The 14,991-nt window shown below is 71.8% G+C and carries 14 protein-coding genes; 6 read left to right on the forward strand and 8 right to left on the reverse strand.

Going from position 1 to position 14,991, the window contains the following annotated elements; genetic code table 11:
- Positions 1-76 precede the first annotated feature (76 nt).
- The 5 genes from ACFHWY_RS07615 to ACFHWY_RS07635 form a co-directional block, all read right to left on the reverse strand.
- A complete protein-coding gene (locus ACFHWY_RS07615; RefSeq protein ID WP_416579393.1) occupies positions 77-1,876 on the reverse strand; it encodes an IucA/IucC family protein in 1,800 nt (599 codons plus the stop codon).
- Positions 1,863-2,462 (reverse strand): GNAT family N-acetyltransferase, encoded by a 600-nt coding sequence (locus ACFHWY_RS07620; protein ID WP_416579394.1) that lies wholly within the window; start codon positions 2,460-2,462, stop codon positions 1,863-1,865. The genes ACFHWY_RS07615 and ACFHWY_RS07620 overlap by 14 nt, the downstream gene beginning before the upstream one ends.
- The gene (locus tag ACFHWY_RS07625; protein WP_416579395.1) at positions 2,459-3,739 is read right to left on the reverse strand and encodes a lysine N(6)-hydroxylase/L-ornithine N(5)-oxygenase family protein; all 1,281 of its coding nucleotides are present in this window, start codon (positions 3,737-3,739) and stop codon (positions 2,459-2,461) included. Before ACFHWY_RS07625 ends, ACFHWY_RS07620 begins: the two co-directional genes overlap by 4 nt.
- 35 nt (positions 3,740-3,774) lie before the next feature.
- On the reverse strand, positions 3,775-5,325 hold the full coding sequence (locus ACFHWY_RS07630; RefSeq protein ID WP_416579396.1) for a pyridoxal phosphate-dependent decarboxylase family protein: 1,551 nt from the start codon (positions 5,323-5,325) through the stop codon (positions 3,775-3,777).
- 143 nt (positions 5,326-5,468) lie between these two features.
- Positions 5,469-6,500: an ABC transporter substrate-binding protein gene (locus ACFHWY_RS07635; RefSeq protein WP_416579397.1), complete on the reverse strand. Its 1,032-nt coding sequence runs from the start codon at positions 6,498-6,500 to the stop codon at positions 5,469-5,471.
- 170 nt (positions 6,501-6,670) lie between these two features.
- On the opposite strand from ACFHWY_RS07635, the gene ACFHWY_RS07640 reads away from it, so the two are divergent.
- From ACFHWY_RS07640 to ACFHWY_RS07665, 6 genes are all read left to right on the forward strand, one after another.
- Positions 6,671-7,666: a FecCD family ABC transporter permease gene (locus ACFHWY_RS07640; RefSeq protein ID WP_416579398.1), complete on the forward strand. Its 996-nt coding sequence runs from the start codon at positions 6,671-6,673 to the stop codon at positions 7,664-7,666.
- A complete protein-coding gene (locus tag ACFHWY_RS07645) occupies positions 7,663-8,685 on the forward strand; it encodes a FecCD family ABC transporter permease (protein WP_416579399.1) in 1,023 nt (340 codons plus the stop codon). The genes ACFHWY_RS07640 and ACFHWY_RS07645 overlap by 4 nt, the downstream gene beginning before the upstream one ends.
- 58 nt (positions 8,686-8,743) lie before the next feature.
- Positions 8,744-9,553 carry an ABC transporter ATP-binding protein gene (locus tag ACFHWY_RS07650; RefSeq protein ID WP_416579400.1) on the forward strand — a complete coding sequence of 270 codons (810 nt, stop codon included), beginning with the start codon at positions 8,744-8,746 and terminating at the stop codon, positions 9,551-9,553.
- Entirely contained in the window at positions 9,550-11,592 is a 2,043-nt protein-coding gene (locus tag ACFHWY_RS07655; protein ID WP_416579401.1) for a penicillin acylase family protein, read from the forward strand. Before ACFHWY_RS07650 ends, ACFHWY_RS07655 begins: the two co-directional genes overlap by 4 nt.
- Entirely contained in the window at positions 11,585-12,151 is a 567-nt protein-coding gene (locus ACFHWY_RS07660; protein ID WP_416579402.1) for a GNAT family N-acetyltransferase, read from the forward strand. The genes ACFHWY_RS07655 and ACFHWY_RS07660 overlap by 8 nt, the downstream gene beginning before the upstream one ends.
- Before the next feature lie 125 nt (positions 12,152-12,276).
- Positions 12,277-12,663 (forward strand): hypothetical protein, encoded by a 387-nt coding sequence (locus ACFHWY_RS07665; RefSeq protein ID WP_416579403.1) that lies wholly within the window; start codon positions 12,277-12,279, stop codon positions 12,661-12,663.
- Here the strand turns inward: ACFHWY_RS07665 and ACFHWY_RS07670 are convergent.
- Genes ACFHWY_RS07670 through ACFHWY_RS07680 form a run of 3 tightly spaced genes read right to left on the reverse strand, consistent with a single transcriptional unit; the run spans position 12,630 to position 14,970 of the window.
- A complete protein-coding gene (locus ACFHWY_RS07670; protein WP_416579404.1) occupies positions 12,630-13,337 on the reverse strand; it encodes a RibD family protein in 708 nt (235 codons plus the stop codon). The genes ACFHWY_RS07665 and ACFHWY_RS07670 overlap by 34 nt on opposite strands.
- Positions 13,334-13,978, reverse strand: a complete 645-nt coding sequence (locus tag ACFHWY_RS07675) for a GTP cyclohydrolase II (RefSeq protein ID WP_416579405.1) — start codon at positions 13,976-13,978, stop codon at positions 13,334-13,336. Before ACFHWY_RS07675 ends, ACFHWY_RS07670 begins: the two co-directional genes overlap by 4 nt.
- 11 nt (positions 13,979-13,989) lie before the next feature.
- A complete protein-coding gene (locus ACFHWY_RS07680; RefSeq protein WP_416579406.1) occupies positions 13,990-14,970 on the reverse strand; it encodes a lysylphosphatidylglycerol synthase domain-containing protein in 981 nt (326 codons plus the stop codon).
- Positions 14,971-14,991: the final 21 nt, after the last annotated feature.

The raw sequence follows: 14,991 nt of genomic DNA on the forward strand, positions 1-14,991 counted from the left end.
TCCGACCGGTCACCGGGGGCCGGGGCCGGCCCGCACGGTCCACCGCCGCGCGCCGGACTCAACCGCACCCTCCGGGTCAGGACGGCTTGAAGCGGGCAAGGGGGTTGGTCAGCGCGCCGACCAGTTGCAGCGCAGCGGACGGGTCGGCGAGGTCGACCATCTGCTGGTTGTCACGCAGTTGCAGCCGGTTGAGGCAGGAGAGCGCGAACTGCGGGGCGAACAGGTCGTAGCGGGCGAGCCGGTCGGCCAGGTGGGGCACCCGGTCGGCGTACTCGGTGGCGCAGTCGGCGACCGACTGCCAGAAGGTCTCCTCGCCGACGACGCCCTGCTCGACCAGCACGGCGCCGAGGAAGCGGAAGAAGCAGTCGAACACGTCGGTGAAGATCGACAGCAGCTTCATGTCCTCCGGGATGTCGGCCCGGATCCGCTCGACCGCGGGCGGCAGCACTGCGTCGGTGCTCATCACCACGATCTCCTCGGCGATGTCCTTGAAGATCACCCGCTCGACGATCCCGTCGCGGAGCACCATGATGACATTCTCACCGTGCGGCATGAAGGCCAGGTCGTAGGCGTAGAAGGCGTGCAACAGCGGGGTCAGGTAGGCGGTGAGGTAGCGACGCAGCCACTGGGCCGGCGCCAGCCCGGATGTGGCGATCAGTTCGGCCGTGAACGACCGGCCGTCGGCGTCGACGTGCAGCAGCGACGCCATGGTGGCCAGCCGCTGGCCGGGGGTCAGGTCGGGCACCGGGCTCTCTCGCCAGAGCGCGGCGAGCATCTTGCGGTACGGCGAGTAACGGTCGGTGGCGGCCTCGTACTGCCGGTGCCGGTATCCGACGGCGGCCCGCTCGCGGATGATCGTCAAGCCGGTGGCCCGGAACACCTCGTCGGTGGCGATCAGGTCGGCGAGCCAGTCGTTGATCGCCGGGGTGGCCTCCATGTACGCCGCCGACAGGCCGCGCATGAAGCCCATGTTCAGCACCGACAGCGCGGTCTTGACGTAGTGCCGTCGCGGGTGGCTGACATTGAAGAAGGTGCGGATGGACTGCTGGGCGAGGTACTCGTCGGGCCCCTCACCGAGGTGGACCAGCCGCTGGCGGGCCACCTCGCCGGCGAAGGTGACCGACAGCTTGTTCCACCACTGCCAGGGGTGCACCGGGATGAGGTGGTAGTCGGCCAGGTCGAGGCCCAGACCTTCCAGGGTATCGGCGAAACCGGCGAGGGTTGTCTCGCCCAACTCCGCGCGCAGCAACGTGTCGTGGTCCAGGTCGGCGGAGCTGGTGAAGGTGGCGTGATCGCGGTGGGCGGCCAGCCAGATCAGCCGCACCGGGTGGGCCGCCTCCGGGGCGTAGCGGTGGTACTCGTCGACGCCGAAGCCGAGCCGGCCGTTGTTGGCCACGAAACAGGGATGTCCCTCGGTCATCGACGTCTCGACGGTCTGGAAGTCGGCCTCGACCAGTTTCGCCGCGGTCGGCAGCGCCCGATCCAGCTTGTACGCGATGCCGGCCAGGGTGGAGCTGATCTCCTCCAGGTACACCGGCAGGATCCGGTCGCTGAGACCGAGCGCGCCGCGCAGGTCGAGACAGAGCTCAACCGCGTCCGGCGGGGACGTCTCGTCGCCCCGCTGCCGGATGATGCTGTCCGGGTCGATTTCCCAGTGCTCCAGGGTCCGCACCCGGGCGGTGAACCGGTAGCGCGCCGCGCCCGAGTCGCCGGTGACCGCGTACCAGCGACGGCCGTCGTCAGCGGGCTGGCCATCCGGCTCCGGGGTGAGCAGCCGCTCGTGGGTGAACTCGGCCAGGGCCTTGCGCACCAGCAGCCGGTTGGCCCGCTCCCAGGTTTCCGGACGCAGGTGGGCGACCAGGTCACGAGTGGTCAAGGTGATGCTCCTTCGCTTCGGTGGCGCCCGAAACCGCGGCCCGGAACCGCGCCCGGGTGCAGATGCTCAACAGGGCCGTCTTCTCCGGCTTGGCGATCGGGCCGACCACCTCGAAACCGACCGCCGCATTGAGGACGTGCACGGCGGTGTTACGCACGTCCGGCTCCACCACGACCCGACCGGTGGCGGGGTCGGCGAAGATCCAGGCCATCACGGTGGTGATGACGGCCCGGGTGAAGCCGTGCACCGGAGTTTCGGCCGGTGCGCAGAGGAAGTGCATGCCCACGTCACCGGGCTGCGCGTCGTACAGCCCCGCCAGCTCGACCTGCGCCGGGTCGTACCGTTCGGCGAGGAACGCCGGTTCGCCCCGCCACAGCCCCAGGAATGCCTCGTGGTGCGGGTGGGCGGCGATCCGCCGGTACTCGGCGGCCACGGCGGCCACGTCGGCGTCCTGCATCAGCCAGAACGCCGCCGCCGGGTGGGTCACCCAGCGGTGCAGCAGTGCGGCGTCGGCGTCCACCTGCAGCGTACGCAGGGCGAACTCGCCGAGCCGCCGATCGTGTCGGGTGTATACGGGCGGGCTCATCCCGTCACCCCGAACTCCTGGAAGGTGATCGACTTCTCGATCGGGTACGGTTCCCGGCCGAGCATCTCCCGGATGATCCAGGCGTTGCGGTACGGGCCCATCCCCAGGTCCGGCGAGGTGATGCTGTGCGTGTGGGTGCCGCCGTTCTGCAGGAACACACCGCGTCCGGTCGCATCGACGCTGTAGTTGCGGGCGACGTCGAGTCGACCCTGACCGTCGAAGCGCAGCCGGTCCCGGATCGGCTCCAGGAAGGCCGGCACCTGGTGGCGGTACCCGGTGGCCAGCACCAGCCCCTCGGTGTCCAGGGTGAAGTCGCGGCCCTGCTCGGCGTGCCGCAGCCCGAGCGTGTGCACACCGGTGCTCTCGTCGTACGCGGCACTGGTCAGTGCGGTGTTGGTCAACAGCCGGGTGTTCACCGGGCCGTGGACGCTGCGCGCGTAGAGCAGGTCGTAGATGTCGTTGACCAGGTCGGCGGAGATTCCCTTGAACAGCCCCTTCTGCCCGGCCTCAAGGCGGTAGCGTGCCGGCTCGGGCAGGGCGTGGAAGTAGTCCACGTAGTCCGGCGAGGTCATCTCCAGGGTGAGCTTCGTGTACTCCAGTGGGAAGAAGCGCGGCGAGCGGGTCACCCAGTTCAGCTGGTAGCCGTGGGCGTCGATGTCGCCGAGCAGATCGTGGTAGATCTCGGCGGCGCTCTGCCCGCTACCCACGATGGTGATGCTCCGCTTGGCCTTCAGTTCGTCGCGGTGTGCCAGGTAGCGCGAGTTGTGCACCGCGTCGGAGTTCAGGTCGGCGCAGGCGGCGGGTAGGTGTGGCGGGGTGCCGGTGCCGAGCACCAGGTGCCGGGCCCGGTGGGTCACGGTGCGGTCGCCGGCGGTTGCGGTCACCACGTAGCTCTGGTTCGCCGGGTCGTACCCGACGGCGGTCACCTGGTGGCCGAAGCGCAGGTTGGGTAGCTTCCCGGCCGCCCAGCGGCAGTACGCGTCGTACTCCACCCGCAGCGGAAAGAAGCTCTCCCGGATGTAGAAGGGGTAGAGCCGGCCGATCTCCTTGAGGTAGTTGAGGAAGGAGAAGGAGGAGGTGGGGTCGGCCAGGGTGACCAGGTCGGCCAGGAACGGGGTCTGCAGCCGCGACGACTCCAGCAGCATGCCGGGGTGCCAGGAGACGTCGGGGCGGGCCTCCAGGAACAGCCCGTCCAGGTCGGCGAGAGGCGCGGTCAGGCAGGCCAAGCCGAGGTTGTACGGGCCGAGGCCGATGCCGATGAAGTCGTGGCTGTCCATCGGGCCCTCCAGGCTCGGGTTCGCGGGCGGCACGGTCAGCCGACCGGGCAGGTCAGGTCGGCGGCGGCTGAGTCGGCGTGTTCGTGCACGTACCGACCGGCGTGCTCGGCGATGAGGTCGAGGACGTAGGCGATGTCCTCGGCGGTGGTGGCCGGGTTGAGCACGGTGAACTTGAGGTACTGCCGGCCGTCGACCTTGGTGCCGGCGACCACCGCGAGGCCGGAGGCGGCCAGTGCCTCCCGGGCCCGCAGGTTGGCCGCGTCGGCCAGGTCCCGGCCCGGACCGGTGGGTCGCCACCGGAACACCACCGTGCTCAGGTGGGAACGGGTGAGCACCTCGAACCGGGGGTCGGCGGCGACCAGCTCCCAGGCCCGCGCGGCCAGGTCGCAGACCTCGTCGAAGAGTTCGCCGACGGCGTCCGGACCCATCACCCGCAGGGTCAGCCAGAGCTTGAGGGCGTCGAAGCGACGGGTGGTCTGCAGGCTCTTGTCGACCTGGTTGGGGATGCGTTGGGCGACCATCCGGGCCGGGTTGAGGTAGTCGGCGTGCCAGGTGGCGTGCCGCAGCGTACGCCGGTCCCGGACCACCAGTGCGCTGGAGCTGACCGGTTGGAAGAAGGACTTGTGGTAGTCGACGGTGACCGAGTCGGCCCGTTCGATGCCGTCGAGCAGGTGCCGGCGGGTGGGCGAGACCAGCAGCCCGCAGCCGTACGCGGCGTCCACGTGCAGCCACACCCCGGCGGTGGCGCACACCTCGGAGATTTCGTCGAGCGGGTCGATGGTGCCGAAGTCGGTGGTGCCGGCGGTGGCTGCCACGGCCATCACGGTCAGGCCGGCGCGGCGGCAGCGGGCGATCTCGTGTCGCACGGCACCGGGACGCATCCGCCGGTCGGGGCCAATCTCCACGACCACTACCGCGTCCGGGGCGAGACCGAGCAGCTTGGCCGCCTTCTGCACGCTGAAGTGGCCCGCCGCCGAGGCGATGATCCGCAGTCGGGGTAGCAGGATCCGCCGGTCGGTGGGTCCGGCCCCGGACAGGGCCTCCTCCCGAGCCAGCAGCAGGGCGTGCAGGTTCGACTGGGTTCCGCCGCTGGTGAACACCCCGTCGGCGGCCGGGCCGAGGCCGATCCGGTCTGTCGTCCACTCGATCAGCCGTTGCTCGATGAGGGTGCCACCGGCACTCTGGTCCCAGGTGTCCATCGAGGAGTTGACCGCGCTGAGCACCGCCTCACCGAGCAGCGCCGGGATCACCACCGGGCAGTTGAGGTGGGCCAGATAGCGGGGGTGGTGGAACCAGACCGCGTCGCGTAGGTAGACCTTCTCCAGTTCGTCGAGCGCGGCGGTGGTGTCCCCCAGCGGCCGGTCCAGGTCGATCGACTCCACCAGCGGCGCCAGTTCGTCCGGCCGTACGCCGGTGAACGGTCCGGTCACCTCGGACATCCGCCGGGCCACCCGGTCGGTGCCGGCGGCGACCGCCTGGCGGTACTGCGCGGCCGTGTCGTCGCTGAGCAGGTGGGCCCGGGCAGGTGTGGGCCCGGGGTTCTGGTGGGTCGGCGTCGCCTCGGCGGTGTGCACCGGCAGGGTCATGGAAGTCCTCCACGCTCGGCGGTTCGGTATTCGGGCAGCCGGAACCCGCCGCACGACTGGTGGGCGGCGGGCGTTGGGGTCCTGGGAGGGGTGGTGCGGTGGGCGGCCGGCGAGTGGTCCACCGCGCCGGCCGCCCGGCGGCGTCAGGTCAGCTTCTTCGCGCTCTGGATCGCCTTGGCGAGGTTCTCCAGCAGCGGCGCCGAGCCGGCATACGAGAAGCGGGGCACGGCGTCCCACGCAGTGACCTGCCCGGCCTGCACGGCGGGCAGCTGCTTCCAGGTGGGCTTGGCGGCCAGGTCGGTGGGTTGCAGCGCGGTGCCCCGGTTGTCGAGCAGGATCAGGTCGGCCGGGAACTTGCCGGTGTTCTCCCAGCTGAGCGCCTCGAAGTAGTCACCGGCCTCAAGCTCGGTCGGCACCACGATGTCGACACCGAGTTCGGCGAAGTACATCAGGTCGGTGCTGACCTGCGGGTTGGAGACGTAGAAGAGGTCGGGGCTGCCGGAGGCCGCCATCACCTTGATTCCGGGGTTGGCCCTGACCGCCTGGCGTACCGCTTCGGCGGCGGCCTCGAAACGCGCCTTCGCGTCGGTGACCTTCGTCGCCGACAGGTCGGCCCCGAGGGACTCGGCGAGCTTCGCGTACCGCTCGATCGGTGCGGTCATCGGCACCCGGGCGGTGGTGATGGTCACCACCGGCGCGAGCGGCAGGATCTTGTCCTTGCTCTCGTCCGGCACGTACCAGTACGCACCCGGGTCGTACATGTGGGTGACCAGCAGCTCCGGGCGGAGCGCGGCGTACTTCTCGACGCTGAACTCGCCCCAGACGTTGCCGAGGACCTCCACGGTCTCCACGTCCAGGTCGCCGGCCTGCGGCTCGACGGTGCCGTCAGCTTTCCTGGTCTCGCCGAAGACACCGACAATCTCGCGGCCGAGTCCGAAATCGACCAGTGCGGCGGCAGATCCGGTGAAGGCGACCACCCGGCCCGGTCGGGCCTGCGCGGTAACCGTCTCGGGACGGTCGTCGGTGAAGGACCAGGGTCCGGAGGTGGTGTTGGAGCTGGGCTCTGCGGCCTCGTCCCGGCCGCAGGCGCCGAGCACGGCGGCCACTGCGGCGGCGCCGCCGACGGCGAACAGACCCCGACGGGAGAGGCGATGGGCGGATACGGGATCAGGCATGTTGTCGTCTTTCGATCAATGGTCGAGGGGCAATGGACAGCCGCGGTTAGGCTAACCTAACCTAACCTCCTGTCAAGTCCCACTCGGCGTTTCGCACCACACTGGAGCCCACCCTGTCCGTCATCGAGTCGCCACCCTCCGAAGCGTCGGCGCAGGCCACACCGCCACCGATGCACCGCCGCGCGGCCCTGCGAGCCGGTGGACTCGCCGTCGCCGCGCTGGCGCTGCTCGCGGTCACGGTGCTCAGCATCACCGTCGGCGCCAAGCCGATTCCGCTCGCCGACGTGTGGCAGGCCCTGACTGACCGCGACGCCGCCGAGTACGCGGTCGTCCGGCAACTGCGCGTGCCGCGTACCCTGCTCGGCCTGCTCGCCGGCACCGCGCTCGGCGTGGCCGGCGCGGCGATGCAGGCGCTGACCCGCAATCCGCTCGCCGACCCCGGTCTGCTCGGCATCAATGCCGGCGCAGCCGCCGCGATCGCCACCGCGGCGGCCCTGTTCGGTGTCGGCGGCGGCACCGGACAGGTGTGGTTCGCGCTGCTCGGCGCGGCCGCGGTCACCGTCGGCGTTTACGTCATCGGTGGCGGTCGCTCGGCCACCCCGGCACGGCTGGCCCTGGCCGGCGCGGCCATCAACGCGGCCCTCTACTCGTACGTCCTTGCGGTGATGCTGCTCGACGCGGCCGGCCTGGAGCGGCTGCGGTTCTGGACCGTCGGGTCGCTGGCCGGCGCCGACCCCGGCACCGTGCGGCGGGTACTGCCGTTCATCGTGGTCGGGCTGCTGGTGGCGTTGGCCTCGGCACGGCCGCTCAACGCGCTCGCCCTCGGCGACGACGCCGCACGGGCACTGGGCGCCCGCCCGGCGCTGGTCCGGGCGGCGGTGATCGTCGCCATCACCCTGCTCTGCGGTGCGGCCACAGCCGCCTGCGGGCCGATCGTCTTCGTCGGGCTGCTGGTGCCGCACCTGGTCCGCGTCCTGACCGGGCCGGACCTGCGCTGGCTGCTGCCCTACTGCGCGCTGCTCGCCCCGGTGCTGCTGCTCGGCGCCGACGTGCTCGGCCGGGTGCTCGGCCGCCCCGGCGAACTCCAGGTCGGGCTGGTGACCGCCGTGCTCGGCGGCCCGCTCTTCCTGTCGCTGGTGACCCGGACGAGGACGACCCAACCATGATCGTTATTCGTACCGCCCGCCGGTTCTCACTGCGGCTGCGCCCCCGCGCCCTCGCCGTCGGCGCCGCCGGCCTGCTGCTCGCCCTCGCCGCCGGAGTGCTGGCCGTCGGTCACGGCGACTACCCGATGTCCCCGGCCGACGTGCTGCGCACCCTCACCGGCGGCGGTAGCCCCGCCGAAAAGTTCATCGTCACCGAGCTGCGGCTGCCCCGGCTGGTCACCGCGCTGTCCGTCGGCGCCGCGCTCGGACTGGCCGGGGCGGTGTTCCAGTCGCTGGTCCGCAACCCGCTGGGCAGCCCGGACGTGCTCGGCTTCACCCAGGGCGCGGCGACCGGCGCACTCGTCGTCGTGGCCGTCGGCGGCAGCAGCGCCGCTCTCGCCGGCTCCGCGGCCCTCGGCGGCATCGCGACCGGCGTGCTCATCTACCTGGTCGCCTGGCGGCGTGGCGTGCACGGCTACCGACTGGTCCTGGTCGGTATCGGCATGTCGGCCATCCTCACCGGCGTCAACGGCTACCTGATGACCCGGGTACCGCTGATGAGCGCCTCCCGGGCGATGCTCTGGCTCACCGGCAGCCTGGACGGCCGCGGCTGGTCCGACGCCGCGCCGCTGCTGGCCGCCCTCGCGGTGCTGGTGCCGGTGCTGCTCGCCTGCTCTCCGGCGCTACGGATGACCGAACTGGGCGACGAGGCCGCCAGCGGGCTGGGGGTGAACGTGCACCGGCTCCGGATGCTGCTGCTCGCCGCGGCCGTACTGCTGGTCGCCCTGGCGGCGGCCGCCGCCGGACCGGTCTCGTTCGTCGCGCTCACCGCACCGCACCTGGCCCGCCGGCTGACCCGGGCGCCCGGAGTCAACCTGCTGCCGGCGGCGATGATCGGTGCGCTGATCATCGTCCTGGCCGACCAGGTGGCGCTGCGCGTCCTACCCGGCCAACTCCCGGTCGGTGTGGTCACCGGCGTGATCGGCGGCGGCTACCTGGCCTGGCTGCTGGCCACCGAACGCCGGGCAGGCCGGCTGTGACGACGACCAGGCCGGCGGGCCCGCTGTGACGAACCCCAACCAGAACGGAGCAACCAGCATGCCGATCTCCCGGCTTGGTGGCAGCGGGCTGCGGCTCGCCTACGACCGGCGGATCGTCGCCGAGGAGCTGACCGTCGCCGTGCCCGACCACTCGTTCACCGTCATCATCGGCCCCAACGCGTGCGGCAAGTCCACCCTGCTGCGTGCCCTGTCCCGGCTGCTCAAGCCGGCCGCCGGGTCGGTGCTGCTCGACGGTGAGGACATCCACCGGCGGCCCGCCCGCTCCGTGGCCCGTACGCTCGGGCTGCTCCCACAGTCGCCGACCGCCCCGGACGGCATCGGCGTCGCCGAACTGGTGGCCCGGGGTCGCTATCCGCACCAGGGGCTGCTGCGGCAGTGGTCCCGCGACGACGAGCGGGTGGTGGCCGAGTCGATGGCCGCCACCGGAGTCGGCGACCTGGCCGACCGGCTGGTCGACGAGCTCTCCGGCGGCCAACGGCAGCGAGTCTGGCTGGCCATGGCGCTGGCCCAACAAACTCCGCTGCTGCTGCTGGACGAACCGACCACCTACCTCGACATCGCCCACCAGGTCGAGGTGCTCGACCTGTGCGCGCGGCTGCACGAGGAGCAGGACCGCACCCTGGTCGCGGTGCTGCACGACCTCAACCACGCCGCCCGCTACGCCAGCCACCTGATCGCGATGCGCGACGGGCGGGTGGTTGCCGCCGGTGAACCCCGGCAGATCGTCACCGCCGAACTGGTCGAGGAGGTCTTCGGGCTACCCTGCCGGATCATCGACGACCCCGAGACCGGCACCCCGCTGGTGATCCCGGCGGCCCGTGCCCGAGTCGGTACGGTGGCACCGTGAGCGAGCGGCGTTATCGCGACGCGTACGGCATCCCGCACCTGCGCGCCGACGACCACGTGTCGCTGGCCTTCGCCCAGGGCCGGGTCACCGCGCTGGACCGGGCCTGGCAGATCGAGGTCGAACGGCACCGCTCCCAGGGTACCTCCGCCTCCTTCCTCGGCGCCGAGGCGGTGGCCTGGGACTACTTCGCCCGTCGGGCCCGGCTCGACGACACCGCGCGACGCTGCCACGCCGCTCTCGATCCGGCCACCGCGCAGTGGATGGGTCGCTACGTCGACGGGGTCAACGCCACTCTGGCCGTCGGTGCGGCGCGGGCCCCGGAGTTCTCCGCCACCGGCCTGCGACCGGGCCGCTGGCAGCCGTGGACGCCGCTCGGGGTCTGGCTCAGCCACCACGTGCTGTTCGCCGGTTTCGGCACCAAACTCTGGCGCGACCACGTGGCCCGCCGACTCGGCCCGCAGGCGACCGGCCTGTTCGCCGCTGACAGCCACGTCACCTCGGGCAGCAACGGATGGCTGCTTTCCGCCGAACGCACCGCTGCGGGTGCCGCCCTGATCGCCGGTGATCCACACCGGTTCATCGAGGCGCCCGGCATCTACCAGCAAATCCGCCTGGCCTGCCCGGAGTACGACGTGCTCGGCTTCGCCGTGCCCGGTGTTCCGGGCATCCCGCACTTCGGCCATGCTGGCGGAGTCGCCTGGGCCATCACCAACGCGATGGCCGACTACCAGGACGGGTACGCCGAACGACTACGCCGCCAGGGCGACCGGGTGGAGGCGTACGGGCCGGAGGGCTGGCGGCCCGCGCACCGGCACGTCGAGACAATCGAGGTCACCGGCGCCGACGCGGTCGAGGTCGAGGTGATCGAAACCGAGCGGGGGCCACTGGTGTCCGGCGGACCGGACGACGACCCGGCCGTCACGCTCAGCCTGCGGTACCCGCCCCGGGTCCTCGGTGAGCTGGGCTTCGGCGTGCTGCCGGCGCTACTACGGGCGCGTACCGTCGGCGACGTCGACGCGGCGCTGGACGGCTGGGTCGAGCCGGTCAACGTGGTGCTGGCCGCCGACACCGCTGGCGGCCTGCTGCACCGGGTGGCCGGCCGGGTGCCTCGGCGACATCCCGACAACGCGCTGCGGATGGTCCCCGGCTGGGCGGCCGACCACACCTGGCAGGGCTGGCACCCGATGCCGAAGACACCGGTCGACCAGGTGGCGGTGATGGCCAACGACCGTGGCATCGCCGCCGCGCTCGGCGTGGAGTTCGCACCGCCGTACCGGGCCGACCGGATCCGCGAGCTGCTGGACACCGCCGGCGACTGGCGCTCCGAGCAGTTGGCGGCCGTGCACGCCGACACCTACCTGGCCGCCGCAGCGCCGCTGCTGGAGCTGCTCGCCGCGCCCGACGGGCTCGGTCCTGCCGCCGTCGGGCTGCGGGAACGCCTGCTGGCGTGGGACCGACGGATGGCCACCGACAGCGTCGACGCCGCGTCCTTCGCCGACCTGCGGGCGGCCGTGACCCGCCGGCTCGCCGCCCACCCCGCGTTCGCGGCGCTGACCGAACCCTCCGCCCACCCGGAGGTGTTCCGGCCATGGCTGGCCCTGCTGCCCCGGATCGGGTACGCCGTGGTCCCCCTGCTGCACGCCGACCTGCCCGGCCTCGACCGCGCCGAGGTGCTGCGCGAGGCCCTGGAGGAGGTGGCCGCCGACGGGGACAACCGCCGCTGGGGTGAGCGGCACCGGCTGGTGCCGTGGCAGGCGCTGCCCGACCCGGCCGCGCCCCCGGGGCCGCAACTATCCGGTGACCACGACTGCGTGCTTGCCACCTCCAGCGTTCCCGGCGTCACCGACCTGTGCCTGCGCGGGCCGGCGGCCCGCTACGTGTGGGACCTGGCCGAGCGGGCGGACAGCCGGTGGGTGGTGCCGCTCGGCGCCACTGGCGCCGGGCCGCACCACGCCGATCAGCTGCCGCTGTGGGTACAGGGCGACCTGATCCAGGCCACCTGCGACTGGGACCGACTGACCGAGGAGCACGATGACTGACCGCCATCACTACGAACGGCAGGTGCCCCGATTCGGTGTGGTCACCTTCCGGCCGGTCGACCCGGACGCCGACGCCGATGTGATCCATTCCTGGATCAGCCAGGAACGGGCCCGGTTCTGGGGGATGCGGGACGCCGACCGGGACCGGGTCACCGAAACCTACCGGTTCGTCGACTCACTGCCCACCCATCACGCGTACCTCACCCTGCGCGACGGGAAGCCGGTGGCCTTGTTCCAGACCTACGAACCGGAGCACGACCCGGTCGGCGAGTGCTACCCGGTGCGCCCCGGCGACCACGGCGGGCACCTGCTGATCGGTACCCCGGTGCGGCCCGAGCCAGGATTCACCGGCGTCCTGCTGGACGAGTTCGTCGCCTTCGTCTTCACCGACCGTCGCCGCCGACGGCTCGTGATGGAGCCGGACGCCCGCAACGACAAGGCGGTCGCCCGGCTGCGCCGGGCCGGCTTCGTCGAAGGCCCCCTGATCGAACTGCCGCACAAGCAGGCCCGCCTGATGTTCCTCGACCGCCCCGCCACGCCAGGCGACCGGTACCGCTGATGTCACTTCAGGACAGGTCTGCTGCTTCTGTCTGCTGCTTCTCGAAGCTGAAGGACGAGGACATCCATCGGTGGTATACCGAGTGGATAGGCGTGGCGACGGGTTGCCAGCCCCAGTGTTGGTAGATGTGGCGAGCTGACGCGGCGGGGTTTGAGCACAGTGTTGCCAGGTGTTCCACCGCCGCGATCACCGCCAGCCGGGCACCGCTGCTGCTCAATCTCGGCGGTGACCCGCTGTCCGAAGCCGTGTCATCGGCCGCGAGCAATCGTCATGTCGCGTTCGTGCAGACCAACCTCGACCAAGCCGACAGCCTCGCCACCGCGCTCCACGAGCGAATCGCCGCCGACACCATCGTCATCACCCTCGGCAGGCACGGCGTTTTCGCCCGCACCGCCACCGGAACGGTTCACGTCAGCACCGACTCGCCATCGGGCTCGGGCTGGTGTGAGCGCGACCGCGCCGTTCCTGTTCCCGGTGCTCAGTCCGCCGGGCAGCGCTCGGACAGGGCGTAACGGGTCAGCACCACGTCACCGATCTGACGCGCCTCCAGCACCCTGGCCCGCCGCCCCGGATGCCACGGGAAGCTGCCCTCGCCGACGAACCTCGGCGCCCGCCTGTCCCCCACGAAGAACGGTGCCACCACCAGGTGAAGCTCGTCGGCCAGGCCCGCGGCGAGGAACTGGCCGTGCATCACCGCGCCGCCCTCCACCAGCAGCCGGCGTACACCCCGGTCGGCGAGGTCGGCCAACACGCGTACCAGGTCGAGCGGGTCACCGGCATCGACAACGGTGGCCAGCTCACCCAGCCGGTATCGGGTCTTCTCCACCCCACCGCTGGCGCTGTAGACGATCCGATCGGTGTCACCGACGGTGAAGAGCCGGGCACCGGGGTCCAGGTCGCCGCAGCCCGTCACGGTCACCCGGGTCGGCGAGGCCGGCAGCCCACCGGCGAGGCGTTCGGCCCGGCGGCGGTCACTCCGCACCAGTAGCCGGGGATCGTCGCGGCGGACGGTGCCGGCGCCCACCAGGATCGCATCGCAGTCGGCCCGGACCGCGTCGACGCGGTCGAGGTCCGCGTCGTTGGACAGCAGCAGCCGCTCGTCGGTGGCGTCGTCGATATAACCGTCGATCGAGGTGGCGCAGCTGAGCAGCACGTACGGCTGGGTGGCCGTGGGCGAGCCGGTCACCGCACGAACGGCAGGTCGGCGGCGCGGGCGGCCCGGTCGGCCTTGGCCGCGAGATAGTCGGCGTTGGCCGGAGAGAGGAAGACGCCGGTGGGTACCTGCTCGGTCACGGTCACCCCGAGCCGACCCAACTGCTCGGTCTTCTCCGGATTGTTGCTCAGCACCGCGACCGGTCCGACGCCGAGCGCGGCGAGCATCTGGACGGCCACCGTGTAGTCGCGCTCGTCCTCGTCGTGGCCGAGCGCCACGTTGGCCTCGTAGGTGTCCAACCCGGCGTCCTGCAACGCGTACGCGTCGAGCTTGGCGTACAGGCCGATGCCCCGGCCCTCCTGGCGCAGGTACAGCAAGTAGCCGCCGACGTCGGCGATCCGCTGCACCGCCTCCCGTAGCTGCGGGCCGCAGTCGCACCGTTGACTGCCGAACACGTCACCGGTGAGGCACTCGCTGTGCGGACGGACCAGTGGCACCCGCGCGTCCCGCTCCCTCGAGCCGCTGGTGTCACCGAGGGCGAAAGCCAGGTGTTCCCGGCCGTCGACGAGCCCGTCGAAGGTGTACAACCGGGCCGTGGTGGTGTAGCCGTCAGAGAACCGCAGCGGCACGGTGACCTGCGTCCGGACGGTGGCGGCAGGCAGTGATTCGGACATGGTTCTCCTCGTCAGACGGTGGCTGGTACACGGAGGCGTCGAGCCAGCAGCACGGCGGCTCCGGGCAGGCTCGCGACGAGCACGAGAGCGCCGTACACCGTCGCGGTGGCCACCCCCTCGGCGGCGGTCAGGCCGGCGGCGGCGAACGCCCACGCGGCCACCCCCTCGCGGGGACCGAACCCGGCGACGTTGGCCGGTACCCCCATCGCGAGCAGGGCCAGCAGGGTCAGTGGCAGCAGCAGGCTCAACGGTGCGGTGGACCCCGCGGTGCGCGCCGCCACCAGGAACGTCGCGAGGTGTCCGGCGATCGCGAGCGCCGAGGCGAGCAGCACACCGAACCAGGTACGCCGGGCCAGCAGTCCACTTCGCACGTCGGACACGGCGGTGCCCACCGTCCGGGTGAAGCGGGAGGCGCCGGTGTGTGGGAGCAACCGGCCGGCCAGCAGGACGGCGACAAGCAACGCCACCACCACGGCGGTCGCCACCGGCAGGAACGGCCGCACCGGCGACGGGAAGGCGAACAACAGCACCACGGCTACGGCGACCAGCACCACCTGCCCGGCGATCCGTTCCCACACGACCGCCCGGATGCCGCGACCGACGTCACCGACGTCCCGGCCGTGCCGCACCGCGCGGTGCACGTCACCGAGGATCCCGCCGGGCAGGGTCGCGTTGAGAAACACCGCCCGGTAGGAGTGAGCCACCGCGTCCCGCAGCGGCAGCCCCACGCCGAGACCACCGGCGACGAGGCTCCAGCGCCAGGCGGTGCAGAACGTGGTGAGCACACCGATGGCGAGCGCGGCGGCCAGCGCAGGCGCGTCGATCAGCCGCAGACCGGCCAGGAACGGTCCGGTGCCGAGCCAGCACAGCAGCCCCACGATCACGCAGAGCCCCAGCGCCAGCCGTACCCCTGCCCAGAACGACCGGCCCAGCGGGGCGGCCGTGGACACGGCGCCACCAGCTTCGTCCCCCACTCGCGCCTCCCCAGGCATGACGATCTTTCCTGACTGTAG

The sequence above is a fragment of the Micromonospora sp. LOL_024 genome (assembly GCF_048060415.1).
In the GTDB taxonomy this organism is placed as follows: domain Bacteria; phylum Actinomycetota; class Actinomycetes; order Mycobacteriales; family Micromonosporaceae; genus Micromonospora.

Coding starts and splice junctions, on each gene's coding strand:
- ACFHWY_RS07620 (WP_416579394.1), bottom strand. CDS start 2,462: ATGAGCCCGCCCGTATACACCCGACACGATCGGCGGCTCGGCGAGTTC.
- ACFHWY_RS07625 (WP_416579395.1), bottom strand. CDS start 3,739: ATGGACAGCCACGACTTCATCGGCATCGGCCTCGGCCCGTACAACCTC.
- ACFHWY_RS07630 (WP_416579396.1), bottom strand. CDS start 5,325: ATGACCCTGCCGGTGCACACCGCCGAGGCGACGCCGACCCACCAGAAC.
- ACFHWY_RS07635 (WP_416579397.1), bottom strand. CDS start 6,500: ATGCCTGATCCCGTATCCGCCCATCGCCTCTCCCGTCGGGGTCTGTTC.
- ACFHWY_RS07640 (WP_416579398.1), top strand. CDS start 6,671: ATGCACCGCCGCGCGGCCCTGCGAGCCGGTGGACTCGCCGTCGCCGCG.
- ACFHWY_RS07645 (WP_416579399.1), top strand. CDS start 7,663: ATGATCGTTATTCGTACCGCCCGCCGGTTCTCACTGCGGCTGCGCCCC.
- ACFHWY_RS07650 (WP_416579400.1), top strand. CDS start 8,744: ATGCCGATCTCCCGGCTTGGTGGCAGCGGGCTGCGGCTCGCCTACGAC.
- ACFHWY_RS07660 (WP_416579402.1), top strand. CDS start 11,585: ATGACTGACCGCCATCACTACGAACGGCAGGTGCCCCGATTCGGTGTG.
- ACFHWY_RS07665 (WP_416579403.1), top strand. CDS start 12,277: ATGTGGCGAGCTGACGCGGCGGGGTTTGAGCACAGTGTTGCCAGGTGT.
- ACFHWY_RS07675 (WP_416579405.1), bottom strand. CDS start 13,978: ATGTCCGAATCACTGCCTGCCGCCACCGTCCGGACGCAGGTCACCGTG.
- ACFHWY_RS07680 (WP_416579406.1), bottom strand. CDS start 14,970: ATGCCTGGGGAGGCGCGAGTGGGGGACGAAGCTGGTGGCGCCGTGTCC.